This is a genomic window from Lacrimispora sinapis (assembly GCF_043633585.1).
Taxonomy (GTDB): Bacteria; Bacillota; Clostridia; order Lachnospirales; family Lachnospiraceae; genus Lacrimispora; species Lacrimispora sinapis.
The window spans coordinates 18,834-37,037 of the sequence record NZ_CP141832.1 but is presented as its reverse complement, the minus strand read 5'-3'; the positions used below and the strand labels follow the sequence as shown (position 1 = coordinate 37,037).

At 45.8% G+C, this 18,204-nt stretch carries 18 protein-coding genes and 7 tRNA genes; 1 reads left to right on the top strand and 24 read right to left on the bottom strand.

The window, feature by feature from the left end; genetic code table 11:
* Nucleotides 1–95: 95 nt before the first annotated feature.
* From VIG27_RS00200 to VIG27_RS00120, 17 genes are all read right to left on the bottom strand, one after another.
* Nucleotides 96–1,217, bottom strand: coding sequence for an NAD(P)H-dependent flavin oxidoreductase (locus tag VIG27_RS00200; protein ID WP_394524152.1), 1,122 nt, complete (start codon nt 1,215–1,217; stop codon nt 96–98).
* Nucleotides 1,217–2,941: an acetyl-CoA carboxylase carboxyltransferase subunit alpha gene (locus VIG27_RS00195; RefSeq protein WP_394524151.1), complete on the bottom strand. Its 1,725-nt coding sequence runs from the start codon at nt 2,939–2,941 to the stop codon at nt 1,217–1,219. The genes VIG27_RS00200 and VIG27_RS00195 overlap by 1 nt, the downstream gene beginning before the upstream one ends.
* Nucleotides 2,942–2,962: 21 nt before the next feature.
* Complete coding sequence (locus VIG27_RS00190) at nt 2,963–4,315, bottom strand: acetyl-CoA carboxylase biotin carboxylase subunit (RefSeq protein WP_394524150.1); 1,353 nt, start codon at nt 4,313–4,315, stop codon at nt 2,963–2,965.
* Between the two features lie 9 nt (nt 4,316–4,324).
* Nucleotides 4,325–4,750, bottom strand: a complete 426-nt coding sequence (fabZ, locus tag VIG27_RS00185; protein ID WP_394524149.1) for a 3-hydroxyacyl-ACP dehydratase FabZ — start codon at nt 4,748–4,750, stop codon at nt 4,325–4,327.
* Between the two features lie 64 nt (nt 4,751–4,814).
* A complete protein-coding gene (accB, locus tag VIG27_RS00180; RefSeq protein WP_394524147.1) occupies nt 4,815–5,291 on the bottom strand; it encodes an acetyl-CoA carboxylase biotin carboxyl carrier protein in 477 nt (158 codons plus the stop codon).
* Between the two features lie 10 nt (nt 5,292–5,301).
* The gene (fabF, locus tag VIG27_RS00175) at nt 5,302–6,540 is read right to left on the bottom strand and encodes a beta-ketoacyl-ACP synthase II (protein WP_394524145.1); all 1,239 of its coding nucleotides are present in this window, start codon (nt 6,538–6,540) and stop codon (nt 5,302–5,304) included.
* A gap of 69 nt (nt 6,541–6,609) precedes the next feature.
* Nucleotides 6,610–7,350 (bottom strand): 3-oxoacyl-[acyl-carrier-protein] reductase, encoded by a 741-nt coding sequence (gene fabG / locus VIG27_RS00170; protein WP_394524144.1) that lies wholly within the window; start codon nt 7,348–7,350, stop codon nt 6,610–6,612.
* A 16-nt stretch (nt 7,351–7,366) separates the two neighbouring features.
* A complete protein-coding gene (gene fabD / locus VIG27_RS00165; RefSeq protein WP_394524142.1) occupies nt 7,367–8,284 on the bottom strand; it encodes an ACP S-malonyltransferase in 918 nt (305 codons plus the stop codon).
* A gap of 16 nt (nt 8,285–8,300) precedes the next feature.
* On the bottom strand, nt 8,301–9,224 hold the full coding sequence (fabK, locus tag VIG27_RS00160; RefSeq protein WP_394524138.1) for an enoyl-[acyl-carrier-protein] reductase FabK: 924 nt from the start codon (nt 9,222–9,224) through the stop codon (nt 8,301–8,303).
* Entirely contained in the window at nt 9,224–9,457 is a 234-nt protein-coding gene (gene acpP, locus VIG27_RS00155; RefSeq protein WP_394524136.1) for an acyl carrier protein, read from the bottom strand. The genes fabK and acpP overlap by 1 nt, the downstream gene beginning before the upstream one ends.
* An 80-nt stretch (nt 9,458–9,537) precedes the next feature.
* Nucleotides 9,538–10,503 (bottom strand): beta-ketoacyl-ACP synthase III, encoded by a 966-nt coding sequence (locus VIG27_RS00150; protein WP_394524134.1) that lies wholly within the window; start codon nt 10,501–10,503, stop codon nt 9,538–9,540.
* Between the two features lie 138 nt (nt 10,504–10,641).
* A complete protein-coding gene (rsmI, locus tag VIG27_RS00145; RefSeq protein WP_394524133.1) occupies nt 10,642–11,532 on the bottom strand; it encodes a 16S rRNA (cytidine(1402)-2'-O)-methyltransferase in 891 nt (296 codons plus the stop codon).
* An 11-nt stretch (nt 11,533–11,543) separates the two neighbouring features.
* A complete protein-coding gene (locus VIG27_RS00140; RefSeq protein ID WP_394524130.1) occupies nt 11,544–12,281 on the bottom strand; it encodes a tRNA1(Val) (adenine(37)-N6)-methyltransferase in 738 nt (245 codons plus the stop codon).
* Nucleotides 12,271–13,179, bottom strand: a complete 909-nt coding sequence (locus VIG27_RS00135) for a PSP1 domain-containing protein (RefSeq protein WP_394524129.1) — start codon at nt 13,177–13,179, stop codon at nt 12,271–12,273. Before VIG27_RS00135 ends, VIG27_RS00140 begins: the two co-directional genes overlap by 11 nt.
* 3 nt (nt 13,180–13,182) lie before the next feature.
* Nucleotides 13,183–14,172 (bottom strand): DNA polymerase III subunit delta', encoded by a 990-nt coding sequence (holB, locus tag VIG27_RS00130; protein ID WP_394524128.1) that lies wholly within the window; start codon nt 14,170–14,172, stop codon nt 13,183–13,185.
* Between the two features lie 252 nt (nt 14,173–14,424).
* Complete coding sequence (locus tag VIG27_RS00125) at nt 14,425–15,003, bottom strand: guanylate kinase (protein WP_394524125.1); 579 nt, start codon at nt 15,001–15,003, stop codon at nt 14,425–14,427.
* Between the two features lie 50 nt (nt 15,004–15,053).
* Nucleotides 15,054–16,982, bottom strand: coding sequence for an aminotransferase class I/II-fold pyridoxal phosphate-dependent enzyme (locus VIG27_RS00120; RefSeq protein ID WP_394524123.1), 1,929 nt, complete (start codon nt 16,980–16,982; stop codon nt 15,054–15,056).
* Between the two features lie 202 nt (nt 16,983–17,184).
* Between VIG27_RS00120 and VIG27_RS00115 the strand changes: the two genes are divergently transcribed.
* On the top strand, nt 17,185–17,415 hold the full coding sequence (locus VIG27_RS00115) for a hypothetical protein (RefSeq protein ID WP_394524121.1): 231 nt from the start codon (nt 17,185–17,187) through the stop codon (nt 17,413–17,415).
* 50 nt (nt 17,416–17,465) lie between these two features.
* Here VIG27_RS00115 and VIG27_RS00110 read toward each other — a convergent pair.
* The 7 genes from VIG27_RS00110 to VIG27_RS00080 all read right to left on the bottom strand — a co-directional run bounded on the left by VIG27_RS00110 (nt 17,466) and on the right by VIG27_RS00080 (nt 18,161).
* Nucleotides 17,466–17,538, bottom strand: a tRNA-Lys gene (locus VIG27_RS00110).
* A gap of 3 nt (nt 17,539–17,541) precedes the next feature.
* Nucleotides 17,542–17,614 (bottom strand) — tRNA-Phe (locus tag VIG27_RS00105).
* Between the two features lie 45 nt (nt 17,615–17,659).
* A tRNA-Met gene (locus VIG27_RS00100) sits at nt 17,660–17,733 on the bottom strand.
* Nucleotides 17,734–17,779: 46 nt separating this feature from the next.
* Nucleotides 17,780–17,861 (bottom strand) — tRNA-Tyr (locus VIG27_RS00095).
* Between the two features lie 22 nt (nt 17,862–17,883).
* Nucleotides 17,884–17,956: transfer RNA gene (locus VIG27_RS00090), tRNA-Thr, on the bottom strand.
* A 35-nt stretch (nt 17,957–17,991) separates the two neighbouring features.
* Nucleotides 17,992–18,064: transfer RNA gene (locus tag VIG27_RS00085), tRNA-Val, on the bottom strand.
* Between the two features lie 23 nt (nt 18,065–18,087).
* Nucleotides 18,088–18,161: transfer RNA gene (locus VIG27_RS00080), tRNA-Asp, on the bottom strand.
* Between the last annotated feature and the right edge of the window lie 43 nt (nt 18,162–18,204).

Here is an 18,204-nt window from a genome sequence, read left to right as displayed (position 1 = left end):
ATAGTATTGTTCGTTTTTTCACAAGGTTTATACTCATTATTTACCTTCTCTTCTGCACAAAAAAAAGAGAGGAGCTTAAAATCCTCTCTTAATATCTATGCTTCACCAACCAGATCCTTCATAACCGCATCAACGGATTCCAGCTTTTCTGCCCGGTAAGCATTGCTTCCGCAGAACAATAGTCCCTGATCGGTCCTTCCTTCCGCCGAATCCACCAAAGCCTTTGTAATGCAGTAAGGAATGGTCTTATGATCGCATTTTTCCAGACACTGGTAACAGTGTTCCAGTTTAAACGGAACCTTGCCCACATCCTTTAAAAACGGGTTCACAATGGCCCTTCCAGGCATTCCTACCGGGCTTTTGGTAATGATAATGTCTTCTTTCTTTGCGTTAATATAAGCCTGCTTATATTCCATGGGAGCATCACATTCAAAGGTGGTCACAAAACGGGTCGCTACCTGGACCCCGTCTGCACCCAGGTCCATCTGATGCAGGACATCTTCATGGGTATAAATGCCGCCTGCGGTCACCACCGGAATCACCTTATTGTATTTCTTCCCGTATTCCTTTACCAGACGGATGATGCCTTTTATTTCCTCTTCATATTCTTCCCGCTTATAGGTGCGTTCCACATCCTCGGAATCCACACCAAGCTCCGTAAGATGTTCCTTGGAAAAGCCCAGATGACCTCCGGCCAAAGGTCCTTCCACCACCACAAGATCCGGTGCCTGATGGTACTTTCTGTCCCACAGCTTACAGATGACCATGGCAGACTTTACCGTTGAGACAATGGGGGCAATCTTGGTTTTTAACATGCTCCCCGCCTCTTCTGCTGCCTCCGCCACATATTCCGGCAGGCTTACGGGAAGTCCGGCTCCGGATATGATAAGATCCGCTCCGGCTTTTACCGCTTTTTTTACATAACTTGCATAATTCTTTGTCGCAACCATAATGTTAAATCCAATGATTCCATCCGGCGCGATCTCTCTTGCCTTTTTTATTTCGGTTCCAATGGCCCGCAGATTAGCTTCCAGGGGATTTTTCAAAAAATCAGGTTCCCGAAAACCGATCTGTGCCGTTGAAATAATTCCTATGCCTCCGGACTTTGCCACTGCTCCAGCTAAAGAGGAAAGGCTGATGCCTACTCCCATCCCGCCCTGGATCACCGGATTCCTTGCCACAAGATCTCCTATTACCAAAGGTTTTAATGTTCCCATTACATTCTCCTAAATCTTTCATATCTCTGATTTGCAAGCTCTTCTTTACTCATGGCAAGGTAGGTGAGGAAAAATTCTCCCAACGCCTTATCCATCTCCTCTGCAACAACGGATATATTCTCTCCCGTTACCGGTTCTTCCTCCGGAATAATCCGTTCGATCAGTCCTAAATCCAGCAGATCCTTTGCCGTTATCTTCATGACTCTGGCGGCATCGCTGGCCTTTTTGCTGTCTTTATAAAGGATCGAGGCAAAGCCTTCCGGGGATAGAATGGAATAGATGGCATTTTCTAACATCCATACTTCATTGCCTACTGCCATGGCAAGCGCACCTCCGCTGCCGCCTTCTCCAATGACGATGGATAAGACCGGCACCGTTAAATCTGCCATCTCAAACAGGTTTCTGGCAATGGCCTCTCCCTGTCCCCGTTCCTCTGCCTCCAGACCGCAGAATGCCCCCGGCGTATCCACAAAGCAGACAATGGGTCTTTGAAAGGCTTCCGCCTGCTTCATGAGCCTAAGCGCTTTCCGGTATCCTTCCGGGGAAGGCATTCCAAAGTTGCGCTTGATGTTATCTTTTGTATTTTTCCCTTTTTCCTGTCCGATGACCGTTACCGGCATTCCGTGGAAAGAAGCAATTCCACCCACAATGGCACCGTCATCTTTAAAATAGCGGTCCCCGGAAAACTCCATAAAATCATCAAACAGCTCCTTCATATAATCCGAAGCCACCGGACGGTCTCCCCGCCTGGATAAGAGAACCGTATCCCAGGCACTCCTTTTGCTCTTTTTCAAACAGAAGCATTTCTTTTTTCCACCATCTTCTTTCGCAGACGGCTGGTTATCCACATGAAATTCCTTCTTTGTATCAGGATTGTGGAGTTTTAAAATCCGGGATAAAGTTTCCTTCATCTCATTCCGGGGAACGATTTTGTCAATGAAACCATGTTCAAGAAGAAACTCAGACCTTTGAAACCCTTCCGGCAGCTTTTGACCGATGGTCTGCTCAATGACACGGGGACCGGCAAAACCGATCAAAGCTCCCGGCTCCGCAAGGATCACATCCCCAAGCATGGCAAAACTTGCCGTTACGCCGCCGGTGGTAGGATCCGTAAGTACGCTGATATAGAGCTGGCCGGCCTCATGATGGCGCTTTAAGGCCGCTGAGGTCTTTGCCATCTGCATCAGGGATACGATTCCCTCCTGCATTCTGGCCCCGCCGGAACAGGCAAACAGTACCACCGGCAGCTTCTGTTTCGTTGCCTCTTCCACCGCTCTTGCAATCTTTTCTCCCACCGCATGGCCCATGCTGCTCATAATAAAACGGGCATCCATAACGCCCAGCACCGCCCTCTGACCGCCGATCTCACAGATACCAGTGACAATGGCTTCAGAAAGTCCGGTTTTTTCCCGGGTCGCCGCTACTTTTTTATCATATCCCGGAAAATCCAATGGATTTTTAAACTCCATCTCCTTATCCCATTCCGTAAAGGTTCCTGGATCTGCTGTCATTTCAATTCTCTGATACGCATGAAGACGGAAATAGCCGCTGCATTTCGGGCAGATGTAATGATTGTTTCTCACATCCTCCGCATAAATGGGCTGGCCGCATTTGTTGCACTTTTTCCAAAGTCCTGCGGGGATGTTTGGTTCCTCTGCTTTATCCGGAGTTTTGTATTTGCTGTCGATGACGGTATAGGTCTTCTTAAACATGTTTCTTAACATAAGATACACTCCTTTATTTGCTTACCGCACATAGTCCGGAAAATATTTGGGGATAAAGTCTGTATCCACGTCTCCGTCACGGTAAGCCTCATGACTTAAGATATCGAACTGAAAATCCACATTGGTCTCAATCCCTTCAATGATCAGCTCTCCCAGAGCGCTTCTCATCTTAGAAATTGCCTCCATACGGTCCTTTCCATGAACAATGAGCTTCATCAGCATGGAATCATAATTGGCCGGAACCTTATAATCGCTGTAAATGTGGGTATCAATGCGGACACCGTTTCCTCCCGGAACATGGACATTCTTAATCAGTCCCGGACACGGCATAAAGTTCTTTGCCGGATTTTCCGCATTGATCCTGCATTCAATGGCGTGGCCTGAAATGCAGATATCTTCCTGCTTTACGCTTAACGGTTCTCCTGCTGCAACGCGGATCTGTTCTTTAATGAGGTCAAGTCCCGTGACCATTTCTGTCACCGGATGCTCCACCTGAATCCTTGTATTCATCTCCATAAAATAAAAGTTCTTATGCGCATCCAAAAGAAATTCAATGGTACCTGCATTTTCATAGCCCACTGCCTTTGCGGCGCGGACTGCCACCTCACCCATCTGATGACGGAGTGTTTCAGAGATGGCCGCAGAGGGAGATTCTTCTAATACCTTCTGATGGCGTCTTTGAATGGAACAGTCCCGTTCTCCAAGATGAACCACATGGCCGAATTTATCCGCCATGATCTGGAACTCGATATGGCGGGGCTTTTCAATGTACTTTTCGATATACATCGTATCATCGGAAAATCCCTTAACCGACTCCATCTGGGCATTTTGAAAATTGGCTTCAAAATCCTCAGGCCCTCTGGAAATTCTCATCCCTTTTCCGCCGCCGCCGGAGGAAGCCTTGATCATAACCGGAAAACCAATCTTTTCGGCCATGGCCTTTGCTTCTTCCACCTGATAAACGGCTTCTTTTCCGCCTGGGACCACCGGAATGTTTGCCTCCATCATGGTCTTTCTGGCTTCCGATTTGTTTCCCATCCGGTTGATGATTTCCGCTGACGGACCAATAAAGGTAATGTTACATTTTTCACAAAGTTCTGCAAACCTTGCATTTTCGGACAGAAAACCAAATCCGGGATGAATGGCATCCGCCTTCATGGCAACCGTCGCCGTAAGAATGCGTTCCATATTTAAATAGCTCTGGGTCGAAGGGGCCGGACCGATGCAGATGGCCTCATCCGCTAACAGAGTGTGAAGACTGTCCCGGTCTGCTTCCGAATAAACAGCCACCGTTTTAATGCCCATTTCCCGGCAGGCTCTGATGATCCTTACCGCAATCTCGCCCCGGTTGGCAATTAAAATCTTATCAAACATCACGTGCACCTATCCAATCATAAATGTCAGTTCTGCGCTGGCTGCAAGCTTTCCATCCACAGTAGCAACCGCTTTTCCAATGCCCACAGGGCCTTTGCGCTTTATAATCTCACATTCCAGTTTCAGCTTGTCGCCGGGAATGACCTTCCGTTTGAACCTGGCTTTATCAATCCCTCCGAAATAAGCGGTCTTTCCCTTATTTTCCTCCAGGCTTAAAATTGCCACTGCTCCTACCTGAGCCAGCGCCTCAATAATAAGTACCCCCGGCATCACCGGTTCTTCCGGAAAATGTCCCCGGAAAAAGGACTCATCGTAAGTCACACATTTATATCCCGACGCTTTTTCCCCTGGCACAAACTCCTCGATGCAGTCAATCAACAAAAATGGATGTCTGTGAGGTATGATTTCCTGAATTTCTTTGATTCCTAACATCATATTCTCTCCTTATGTTTGAAAAGAGAGGCCAACCCTCTGGACCTCTCCTTTATTTCCCATCAATTTACCGGATACGGAACAGAGGCTGACCGTACTCTACTACATTCTCATTTCCTACTAAAACCGCTTCTACCACTCCGTCGTAGTCGCATTCAATCTCATTCATCAGTTTCATGGCTTCGATGATTCCAAGGACCTGACCTTTTTTCACACAGTCTCCGACTTTTACAAAAGGCTCTCCGTCAGGCGTTGACGCATTATAAAAGGTTCCCACCAACGGGGAAAAAATCACCTTTTCAGAGCAGACCTCCGCTTCTGCAGCTTCCTTTGTACCGCCTGCTGCAGTTTCTTCCCGCTTTGCGTCCTGCTGGCAGAGATTACCGGTTCTTATCTCCGCTGCCACTCCCTCATTCCCGGTTACGGCCACAATCTCTTTTTCCTTTTTTATCGAGAGCTTTACATCTCCCTCTTCCAAACGAAAGCTGGTCAGGTCATGTTCTGAAACCGCCTGCATCAGCCTTATGATATCATTGATTTCCATTGACTGCCTCCTAAGCCTGGTATTTCTTTACAAGAATGCTGGCATTATGTCCGCCAAACCCAAGTGAATTGCTGATGGCATAGTTTACGTCACAGGCAACTCCCTCGCCCTTTGTATAATTCAAATCGCAGCCTTCGCCTTCCTCCTCAAGTCCGGCAGTTGCATGAACGAATCCTTCCTCAATGGATTTCACACAAACAATAAATTCCACACCGCCGGCACCTCCAAGAAGGTGGCCCACCATAGATTTGGTAGAATTGATTTTCACATTCTTTGCATGATCCCCCAACGCAGCTTTGATCGCCAAAGTCTCAAATAAATCATTGTGATGGGTGCTGGTCCCGTGGGCATTGACATAATCCAACTCTTCCGGAGTAATTCCGGCATCCTTTATGGCCTCAATCATGGCTCTGGCCGCACCGCTTCCGTCTTCTGCCGGAGAAGTGATATGATAAGCATCACAGGTCGTTCCATATCCTGCAACTTCTCCATAGATCGTGGCACCTCTTTTCAATGCATGTTCAAGCTCTTCCAAAATAACCACACCGGCACCCTCGCCCATTACAAAACCGTTTCTGTCCTTATCAAACGGGATGGACGCACGAAGCGGATCTTCTGCCGTTGATAGTGCGGTAAGAGCCGTAAAACCAGCCACTCCAAGGGGAGTGATGCTGGCCTCCGCACCTCCGGCCACCATTACATCTGCTTCTCCATACTGGATGGAACGGTAAGCTTCACCGATACAGTTGGTACCGGTAGCACAGGCCGTTACCACGTTGATGCACTTGCCCTTTAAACCGAACTGGATGCCAACGTTCCCTGCTGCCATATTGGAGATCATCAAAGGAACCAAAAGAGGATTGACTCTTCCCGGACCTCTCTCCAAAAGCTTTTTATGTTCACGCTCCAATGCCTGCAGGCTTCCGATCCCGGAACCCACACTTACGCCTACCCGGTAGGGATCTTCCTTTTCCATATCAAGACCGGACATAGTGAGCGCTTCCTTTGCCGCAGCGACTGCAAACTGAACAAACCGCTCCATACGTTTGGCCGCCTTAGGATCCATGTAATCCTTTGCATCAAAATCCTTCACTTCTGCTGCCAGCTTTGCTTTATAATCCGTAGTATCAAACTGAGTGATGGGTCCGATACCAACCTTTTTCTCCTTTAACCCGTTCCAAAAATGTTCTACGTTATTTCCAATGGGAGTAATGGCTCCCATGCCGGTTACTACAACTCTTCTCTTCATATCATCTCTCCATTCCTCTTTAACGCCCATTCTGTTAGACATCAAGATATACCCGAAGGGTGTATTCCCTTACATCGCCATACCGCCATCTACGCAAAGCACCTGGCCTGTGATGTAACCGGCTTCCTCTGATGCCAAAAATGCTACCGCACCGGCAACATCTTCGGCTGTTCCAAACTGTTTCATCGGGATCTGATCTAAAGTAGCTGTTTTTACAGACTCTGAAAGCACTTCTGTCATATCTGTCTTAATAAATCCGGGAGCCACTGCATTGACTGTGATTCCTCTGCTTGACGCCTCTCTTGCAAATGACTTGGTCATGCCGATCACACCGGCCTTTGCCGCGCAGTAATTTGCCTGACCTGCATTTCCCAGTACACCCGATACAGAAGAAATATTAATGATTCTTCCGCCCTTTTGCTTGATCATCTGGCGGGATACATGCTTCATACAGTTGAAAACTCCCTTTAAGTTGATGTTGATCACTGCATCAAACTCTTCCTCTGACATCTTCATCAAAAGGTTATCCCTTGTAATACCGGCATTGTTCACCAGAATATCCACTTTCCCGAACTTTTTAATGATGCCGTCAAAAAAAGCACCTGCACTTGCATAATCGGAAACGTTGCACTTGATGGCTTCTGCCACTCCGCCCTTATCCTCGATTTCCTTTACAACCTCCATAGCTTTTTCTTCAGAGCCATTGTAATTAACAATCACCGTTGCGCCCTGATTAGCCAGCTTTATGGCGATTGCACGGCCGATTCCTCTTCCCGCTCCGGTTACTACCGCTACTTTACCATCTAACATCCTTTTACCTCCCCTGTTATAAAACGGATAACTTATCCAAATCTTCCAGTTTCTCTATATTAAAGACGTTCACATCTCTCGTAATCTTCTTCATAAATCCGGCCAGAGTTTTACCCGGTCCTATTTCTATAAACGTATCCACCCCGTCGGCAAGCATGGTTTCCACACTCTGCTGCCAGCGGACAGAAGAAAATACCTGTTTTTTCAGTAAATCCTTCACCAATGCACCCTCCGTCACATACTTGGCAGTCACATTGGACACATAAGGAATTCGGGGATTGCTGACGCTTACTCCCTCCAAAACCTCAAAAAGCTTCTCTCCGGCACCTGTAAGCATCTCAGAATGGAACGGGCCGCTTACATTCAGCAGGATGGCACGTTTGGCACCTGCGGCTAAAAGCCTTTCATTGGCCTTTTCCACCTGTTCCTTTCTGCCGGAAATAACGATCTGCCCGGGGCAGTTATAATTGGCGATCTGGACTCCCTCCATATCGCTCAGCACCTCTTCAATTGTAAAAGCGTCCAGGGCAAGAATCGCAGCCATAGCCCCGATTCCCGCCGGCACAGCTTCCTGCATGAGGATTCCTCTTTCTCTCACAGTCCGGATGGCATCCTCATCGCTCATCACGCCTGCTGCTGCAAGTGCACAATATTCTCCCAGGCTGAGGCCTGCCGCCACATCCGGCTTTACGCCCTTTTCTGCTTCCAGTACCCGCATCATGGCGATGCTGGTGGTAACCATAGCCGCCTGAGTGTACTCCGTAATGTCCAGCCGGTCATTCTTTTCAAAACACAGCTCCGGCACCGAAAATCCCAGAAGTCCGGAAGCCGTGTCATATATCTCTTTTCCTAACGCTGTCTGCTCATAAAAATCCTGGCCCATACCACAGTACTGGGCTCCCTGGCCCGGGAAAATAAATGCAATCCTGCTCATTTTATTAAACTCCTTATTAACGGCTAAGCAGCTTCTCAGCCTGTTCCATCATCTCTTCAATCATTTCCTTGCAGGTCTGTTCCTTACTGATCATTCCTGCGATCTGGCCGGCCATGACCGTACCATTCGTAATATCTCCCTCCTGAACTGCCTTTCTCAGGGTTCCAAGGGTCAGATACTCCAACTCTTCAAAGGATTTGCCTTCCTGCTCCAATTTTGCATACTCTCTGGTCATCTGGTTGCGTAAGCTTCTTACCGGATGTCCATGACTGCGTCCAGTGACAGCAGAATCAATGTCCTTTGCCTTAATAATCCGCTGCTTGTAATTATCATGGACAATGGACTCTTTGGATACCACAAAACGGGTTCCGATCTGAACGGCTTCTGCTCCAAGCATAAATGCCGCTGCAATGCCTCTTCCGTCTCCGATACCGCCTGCTGCAATGACCGGAATGGATACCGCATCCGCCACCTGTGGAACTAACGTCATGGTGGTCTGTTCCCCAATATGGCCTCCTGACTCATTTCCTTCCGCTACCACAGCATCCGCGCCGTACTTTTCCATACGCTTTGCCAAAGCCACAGAAGCAACCACAGGAATAACCTTAATGCCGGCTGACTTCCACATATCTATATATTTCTCCGGGTTTCCGGCTCCGGTCGTTACCACACGGATGCCTTCCTCCACAATGACCTTTGCTATCTCTTCCGCATGAGGACTTAAAAGCATGACATTGACACCAATGGGTTTCTTTGTCAGCTCCTTTGCTTTGCGGATCTCCGCACGTACCACATCAGCCGGCGCATTGGCTCCCCCAATCAGCCCCAGCCCTCCGGCTTCTGATACAGCTGCTGCCAGATGATGCTCCGCCACCCAGGCCATACCACCCTGGATGACCGGATATTCGATTCCCAAAAGTTCGGTAATTCTGGTTTTCATTACGCTTCCACGCCCTTTGCTTTTAAATAGTCCATAACCTGCTGTACGGTTGTCAGCTGCTCTAAATCCTCGGAAGGAATCTCAACGGAATATTCATCCTCAAGAGCCATAACAAGTTCAAATAAATCCAGTGAGTCTGCTCCCAAATCCTCTTTAAAGGAAGATGCTGCGGTAATGGTTGCTGCCTCCACGTTTAACTGCTCTGCGATGATTTCCTGCATTTTCTCTAACATAATTTCAATCTCCTCTTTCCTTTATTATCAAATAAATTTATATGCTATTACTTTGATTTTCAAAGTATTAGTTAAAATCATTACCACTCCAAAAGAGTGGCTCCCCAGGTAAGTCCTGCGCCAAAGCCGGCAAGTACGATCTTATCTCCCCGTTCCAGCTTTCCTTCCCGGTTCATCTCATCCAGTAAAATCGGTATCGTAGCTCCTGAAGTGTTTCCAAACCGTTCCAGGTTTGTAGGAAACTTCTCCATGGAAATCTTTAACCGCTTTGCAATGGATTCAAAAATCCGGTAATTTGCCTGATGCAGAACAAAATATTTTATTTCATCTATATGGGTCCCGCCTTCTGAAAGCACCGTCCTGATTGCCTCCGGCACCGTCTTAACAGCGAACTTAAAGACTTCCTGTCCGTCCATGGTCATATACCCAAGCTCCGGTTTTTTTCCCGTAAGAAAACTATCGGTGGTGCGTGCGGTACATGCCAGTGCACTTGCCTTGCTGCCGTCAGACCCCATGGTCATGTGAAGGGTTCCGTGTTCCTCCGCCCGAACCACAGCCGCCCCGGCTCCGTCTCCAAATAAAACGCAGGTACTTCTGTCCTGCCAGTCAATGATCTTGCTTAAAGTATCCGCTCCAATGACCAGTCCTGTCTGATAGATCCCTGCCTTAAAAAAGCTGTGAACCGTATGAAGCGCAAAGATAAATCCCGAACAGGCTGCACTGATATCAAATGCCACTGCCTTATCTGCGCCAATGGCTGCCTGCACCTCACAGGCCCCGCTTGGAAAGCAGCAATCCGGTGTAGACGTTGCAAAAATGATGATATCTAAATCTTTTGCAGATATCCCCGCCTGTGCTAACGCCTTTTTTGCAGCTTCTGTCGCCATGTGGGAAGTCCCCGATCCTGCCGAAGCGATCCGCCGTTCCTCAATTCCGGTCCTGGTACGGATCCACTCATCATTGGTATCCACGATTTTAGCCAGATCGTCGTTGGTCACCACCTGCTCCGGAACTGCAGAACCCGTTCCAATTATTTTAATTGTCATATATTCCCCCATTCATGCCGCATCCCGCCCATATCTTCCGCGTTCCGCCCGCATGTCTCGTTGGATTGTTTTATATATCAAATATTTTGAAATTCAAACTAATTTTATAAAAAGATAAGTAAATTGTCAAGAGAATTTTTATAATTCATTTTTTATCAAGTACTGATAAACTTCCCTTTTGCTGATTCCCCGGTCCTTTGCCACCATGCGCATGGCCTCTTTCCGGTCTATCCCCTGGCCTTCATACCGCTTCATATGTTCCTCCAGAGACAGCTCCTCAAAAGCCCTTGTTTCCTCGTCCCTGATCTCCTGAATGCTCTTGCCTTCAATAACAATAACACATTCTCCCTTAGGATCTTCCAACTCATAAGCCGCAAGAGCATCCTCAAAGGTTGTCCTGAATGCAGTCTCATACCGCTTGGTCAGCTCCCTGCAGATGGTAATATTTCTATTTCCCAGAGAACCATAAAGTTCCTGTAAGGTCCTAACCATGCGATGAGGCGCCTCATAGATCACAATGGTTCTGGTCTCATCCTTTAACTCCTCCAAAATCCACTGCTTTTCCTTCTTATCCGTAGGAAGAAATGCCTCAAAACAAAACCGTCTGGTCGCAAGACCGGAAAGGGTCAAAGCCGTAATGCAGGCCGCCGGCCCGGGAAGAGAGGTAACCCCAATCCCAGCCTCATAGCACTGTCTCACCAGTTCTTCACCCGGATCTGATATTCCGGGAGTTCCCGCATCGGTAATCAGGGCAATGGACACTCCTTCCCGCATCTGCTGCACCAGATATTTGGCCTTCTCCACCTTGTTATACTCATGATAGCTGGTCATAGGGGTCTTAATCTCAAAATGGTTTAAAAGCTTAATGCTGTGCCTTGTATCCTCCGCCGCAATGAGATCCACTTCCTTTAAGGTATTTAAAACTCTTAACGTAATATCATCCAGATTCCCAATCGGCGTTGCGCACAAATATAACATCCCTTTTTTTTCTTCCACGTCATTCACTCCCGGTATCCTTTTCTTTCCCATGCAGACGGAGCTCAATACCCGTAAATGGTATAAATCTCCTCCGTATACACTCCCTGCTCTCTGTAAACGATGATAGGCGCCTCCACCTTTATCATGGACTTTCCTCCCCGCACAGACTCAATAAGAACCATATTCGCTTCCCTGTCTGCAAACGGGTGCACCATCTTCATCCGCTTCGGCTCCAGACCATAGCCCTTTAAAGCCGTTATGATCTCAATCAGCCGGTGAGGACGGTGTACCATATAAAACCTGCCCCCAGGCCGCAGAAGCCTTGCCGCCTCTCTGACCACATCATCAAGAGTGCATAATACCTCATGACGGGCGATAGCCTTTGGCAAATCCGGATTCTTCAGCCCGTGGGCATCATTCATATAAGGCGGATTGGAAGTCACTACGTCAAAGGAAGCCGCACCAAATAAACGGCTGGCTTCCTTAATATCTCCTGTAACAATGTCTATTTTTTCTTCCAGGCGGTTGTAAGCCACACTGCGTCTGGCCATATCCGCCATCTCTTCCTGAATCTCAAGCCCCGTATAATGAAGGCCCTCATATTTCGCTTCCAGAAGAATCGGGATAATTCCAGTGCCTGTCCCTAAATCAACCGCCCGTTCTCCCGGTTTCACCTGGGCAAATCCCGATAAGAGGACCGCATCCATCCCAAAACAAAAACCATTCTGCTTTTGTATGATCCGATACCCATTTCTCTGCAGATCATCAATACGCTCGTTCTCTTTTAAATCAATTATCATCTAATTTTGATTTTCCTTCTTTTTTCTCCAGAGCCTCCAATGCCTTTAACTCCGCATCCGTTACGTGGCTCTTGTCTTTTCTCCGCCTTGGCTTGAACTTTAACTGTTCCACCTTATATTCCCGGATTTCCTTTTCGTCCTTAATGGTCACCACAACCTTAACCAGCTGCCTTAAAACACTGACCGAATGGACCTCTCCCTTTAAGTTATCATCCGTCGTCACAAAATCCCCAACATTGGGAAGCTTGCTGTTCAGCTCCTCATAGGTTTCCTCTTCATTCTTCAAGCAGCACATAAGCCTGCCGCAGACCCCGGAAATCTTGGTCGGATTTAAAGAAAGATTCTGTTCCTTTGCCATCTTAATGGAAACCGGAATAAACTCTGACAAATAGGAATGACAGCACAAAGTCCTTCCGCAAATGCCGATTCCGCCCACGATCTTTGTCTCATCCCGGACTCCAACCTGACGAAGTTCAATTCTGGTCTTAAATACAGAAGCAAGGTCCTTCACCAGCTCCCTAAAATCAATTCTCCCGTCAGCCGTAAAATAAAACAGCACCTTGTTATTATCAAAGGTATATTCCGCGTCGATCAGCTTCATCTGAAGACCATGCTTTTTAATCTTCTCCTTGCAGATTTTAAACGCATCCTTTTCCTTTTCGTGGTTTCTTTTTTCCACTTCGTCATCCGCCTTGGTTGCCATCCGGATCACAGGCTTTAAAGGCTGAATCACCTTCTCATCCTCCACTTCCCGGCATCCCAGCACAACATAGCCATATTCAATTCCTCTGGCAGTCTCCACAATTACGTGATCCCCGGTCTTAATCTCCAAGTCCGTCGGATCAAAGTAATATATCTTCCCCGCATTCCGAAACCGAACGCCTATCACCTTTATCATTGATTAATTCTCCTTCATTACAAGCAGCATGAGTTCCATTGCCAGTTCCATATTCACGTTGGCCTCCAAACGAATCCTGGCCTTGTCTATGGCCTTTAAAATCAGTTCCACCCCGTCATAAGCACTGGCAGCACTCAACTCTTTCATTGTATTAAATTCTTCCCTGAAAATCAGAAGATTGATATCCTGTGTCACTTTATACATTAAAACATCCCGATACCATAACTGCATAAAATCCAGACAGTCATAAATATCCAGATTCTCATCCTTCATCTTTTTGATATAAAAAAGCAATTCAGTAATGTCCATTTCCTTCAAATGCTTCAGCATATGAAGAAGCTCCGTATACAAAAGCTGAAAATCCTCCGAAGAAGCCAGATGAATGGCTCTCCCCAAATTTCCCCTTGCAAACGCCGCATAGACATCCGCCTTGCTCTCTCCTATCCCCAAAGATCCCATCAGATACGATTTCACCACCGAATCCTGCAACGGTTTCAGCTTTAACTGCACGCACCTGGAAAGAATCGTAGGCAGAAATGCCTCCTGATTGGTCGTAAGAAGCATAATAACCGCATAAGACGGCGGCTCTTCTATGGTTTTTAAAAGCGCATTCTGTGCCTGGACCGTCATCTTTTCTGCTTCATCCACGATATAGATCTTATAGTAGCTGCTGTAAGGACGTATCATAATGGTATCATGGATCTGATCCCTGATATCATCCACGCCGATACTGCCCGGCTTTTCATGGCTCACATAAACCAGGTCCGGATGGTTGTCACTCATCACCTGCTTACACGCATGACACTGCATACAAGGCTCACTTAACCCCTTTTCGCACAGAAGCGTCATGGCAAATGCATTGGCAAGAGATTTCCTGCCCATTCCCGCTTCTCCTGTAAGAATATAAGCATGGGAAACATGATTGGACTCAATGGCTTTCTGTAAATGCTCTTTAATTCTTTCATGGCCGATGATATCCTTAAAACCTGGCACAGCGACACCTCCTTACTACAATTGACCAATCCGTTCTCCTGTATATTTATAACCGAAAAACGAATTATGATTATTATATCATAGAATTTTTACCATCACAAGAAAGAAGTATTGGCAAATACGCCTGTTTTCTCGATAAAAAAGTCTCCAGACAGAAGTTTTCACCCCTGCCCGGAGGACCTTATAAATACCCAATCCAGTCAAAATAAACCCAATCCCAATCCTCTGCAAAAAACAATCTCAAATCACACATTATTGAATCACCTTCAAAATATCATTCAAACATGCATCCAGATCATCATTAATAAATCTACGTCCAATCTTACATCTTTTCAAATTTTCCTCTTTAAAATCCTCTTCATCCGCCAGATACCTTCTGCAAAGTTCTGCATACTTAGGCTCCTTTTGTTTAAACTCCCTTTCCAGTGCTCTCCGAAGACGAGTCCCATCCTCCACTTCAATATAAATGGGAACCAACCGTTCCTCCCCGTAATAATCTCTGGTTTTCTCATAAGATTCCAAAGTACCGATCATCAAATAGGAATTCTCACTCATGACGTCAATCTGCCCATCATCCACAGTAAAATAACTCCAGGGCCCTAGGGCGGTCTGATACGTCCGCTCCTCAATGATTTTCCCCGCTTCCCGAAGTTCCCTCATTTTATTACCGTCGGTAAAATAGTATTCTTCTCCCTCTCTTTCACCTTCCCGGATTGGTCTGGTGGTATATAAAATAACTCTTTTCAGCTGAGGCCGCAATTCCAGCAAACGTTTATAAATTGTATCTTTACCAGAAGCGCTCTTCCCCATCACATAAAAAATTTTTCCCATCACTGTCTGCTCCAATTCCTTAATCATAACACACATCTTAATCCTATGTATCACATTTCATCCATCACAAAGATTTTCTCTGCAGTCTCATCCTCCATTCCCTGAACCGGCAGTCCCAATCTTTTAAACTCTAAAATAATTTCAACATCACCACCAGTCAAAACCTCTCCCGGAACAGCAATCGGAATCCCAGGCGGATATAAATACACAAACTCAGCAGAAACCTTACCTATCGCATCCTTTATCAACACCCTAGTCTTTTTTGCATCCATTGCTTCACTTATACGATACCTGCTTTCCTTTATTACATGAGATTCCTGAGTTATCTTGTCTGAAATAGATATCTTGTCAGAAATATTTTTCCGCTCCTTTATTTTATCAATCTCTCTATTTCCATTGGCACCTACGCTTTTAACTACATCTTCACCGTTAATTTCGGCCGTCCCACTAACCACTTTCTCACTACTAACTAGTGTCGTATTAATAATTACATCTGCACCATTCATTACATTCGCATCTTCATCTATACTCCTAATTTCATTCCCGACTTCATTCCCAACTACATTTCTAACTTTATCCCTAACTTCATTCCCATCTTCATCCCTAACTTTGTCCCTAACTTTATTCCCGACTACATCTCTAACTTTATCCCTAACTTTATCCCTAACTTTATTCCCAACTTTGTCCCTAACTTTATTCCCAACTACATCTCTAACTTTGTCCCTAACTTCATTCCCAACTACATCTCTAACTTCATCCTCAACTACATCTCTAACTTCATCCCTAACTTCATCTCTAACTTCATTCCCAACTTCATATCCAATAGTTATTATCTCATCAATCTCTAACAAAGCGGTACAAAGCCTATCTATCCCTTCCTCCGTATCCGCCAAAGTAGTAATTGCTGTAACATAATCTGCCCCGCACATCTCCATTTCCAAATGATACTGTTCACGTAATACCTGATCTAACTGACTCCCCGACCAACTAGTATTCCTGGTAGAAATAATAACTTTAGAAATATCTATATCGAAAACTCCATTATATCCAATCACCTGATCCGATAAAATCCGCAGATTCACCATCTTCCCCAGACGCTTCCGTGCATCTGATATCCGACTGTAAAAATCCTTCATTTTACCAGTCCCATTATGATCCATATACCGAATACAATTTTCAATACTCGCCATCATCACATAGGAAGGACTGCTGGTCTGATACATTTGAATATATCGGTCCAGCCGTTCCATATTTACAAATCCTTTTTTGACATGCAGCAACGCAGTCTGAGTCAAGGAAGGTAGCGTCTTATGGAGACTTTGTATTACAATATCTGCCCCCAAATCCAAAGCCGAAACCGGAAATCCTTCATTTTTACCAAATGAGAAATGTGCCCCATGTGCCTCATCCACAATAAGGGGTAAACCAAACTTATGAACCACCTGAGCAATTGCCTTAATATCAGAAACCACACCATCATAAGTTGGGGATACCACCAGTACCGCTTCTATATCCGAACATGTTTTCAACATTTCTTCTACATCCTCAGCTAATAGTCCACCTTGAAGCCCCAATTCAGGTATAAATTGTGGATAAATATAGTTTGCATTCAGCTGATTGAGGAAAACTCCATAAAAAGCAGATTTATGACAATTCCGGCTCATCAAAATCGTCCCTCTGTTCCGAACTGTGGCACCGATTGCACTTAATATTCCGCAACTGCTTCCATTAACAAGATAGAATGTCTTGTCACTCCCATAAATTCCAGCCGCCCATTCCATAGAATCCTTTAAAATTCCTTCCGGATGATGAAGATTATCAAACCCGTTAATTTCCGTAATATCAATTGAAAATGGATTTAAAAATTGGCTCAAAGCCTCATACTTATATTGTCTTTTATGTCCCGGCATATGAAATGGGTAGAAATCCGAGTCAGCATACTCCATCAACCTTTTTAGTAAATTTGGTCTTTCCTTCACAATTTATCCCTCAATCTCCTCAACTCTATATTTCTGCTCTTATATTTTCCTGTTTCGATATCTATTTATTCTTATTTCAATTATTAAATTTCTGCAGACTACCAACCCCTTTAGTATAGCATCCTTACCCTATCTTTACAATTTATTCTAGGGGAGCTATAATAGTATTTTGAGTAAAATAGTGGAAGGAAAGGTGATACCCATGAGATTAATAGAGTTTAAAATGGAGCGTCCAGGATTAGTAAAAGCAAATGATTTAGTTCACATCATAGAACGGGAAGGTACCAGCAGCTACAGTTATATCATAGAACCGGCTGTTGCCATGTCAGGCTGTTACACTGGACGCGACCGTATAAAATCCAACCAGGGAATTGTAAAAGAAGTGAAACACAATGACCGGGGATATTACGTGATTGTAGAATTCGATGAATAGAATAGTAAAATACAAAAAGCCCTGAAACATTTCTGTTTCAAGGCTTGTCCTGAGACACCGGGGATTCGAACCCCGGACAACTTGATTAAAAGTCAAGTGCTCTACCACCTGAGCTAGTATCCCATATGCCCAAAGCCGGAATCGAACCAGCGACACGAGGATTTTCAGTCCTCTGCTCTACCAACTGAGCTATCTGGGCGCATGCGTTCTTTAGTACATTATCCACTAAATTACACATTAAAAATTGCGGGGGCAGGATTTGAACCTACGACCTTCGGGTTATGAGCCCGACGAGCTTCCAGACTGCTCCACCCCGCGTTATTTAATTATAGTATATGCAGTGATTCATTTTTTAATCACTGAATGGATGGAGATGGATTCGAACCATCGAAACGTGTCGTAACAGATTTACAGTCTGCCCCCTTTGGCCACTCGGGAACCCATCCATATTTCAATTGTTTTGATGCAAGCCGATGATCGGACTCGAACCGATAACCTGCTGATTACAAATCAGCTGCTCTGCCAATTGAGCCACATCGGCACAACTCTTCTCATGTATGTGGTTTGCATACTGAATGGGACCTATAGGGCTCGAACCTATGACCCTCTGCTTGTAAGGCAGATGCTCTCCCAGCTGAGCTAAGATCCCATTGACAAAATTTAGTTGTAAAACGACCCGGATGGGACTCGAACCCACGACCTCCGCCGTGACAGGGCGGCGCTCTAACCAACTGAGCCACCAGGCCAAACCTATTTGAAGGCTAATGCATATACCCTCAAAACCACACA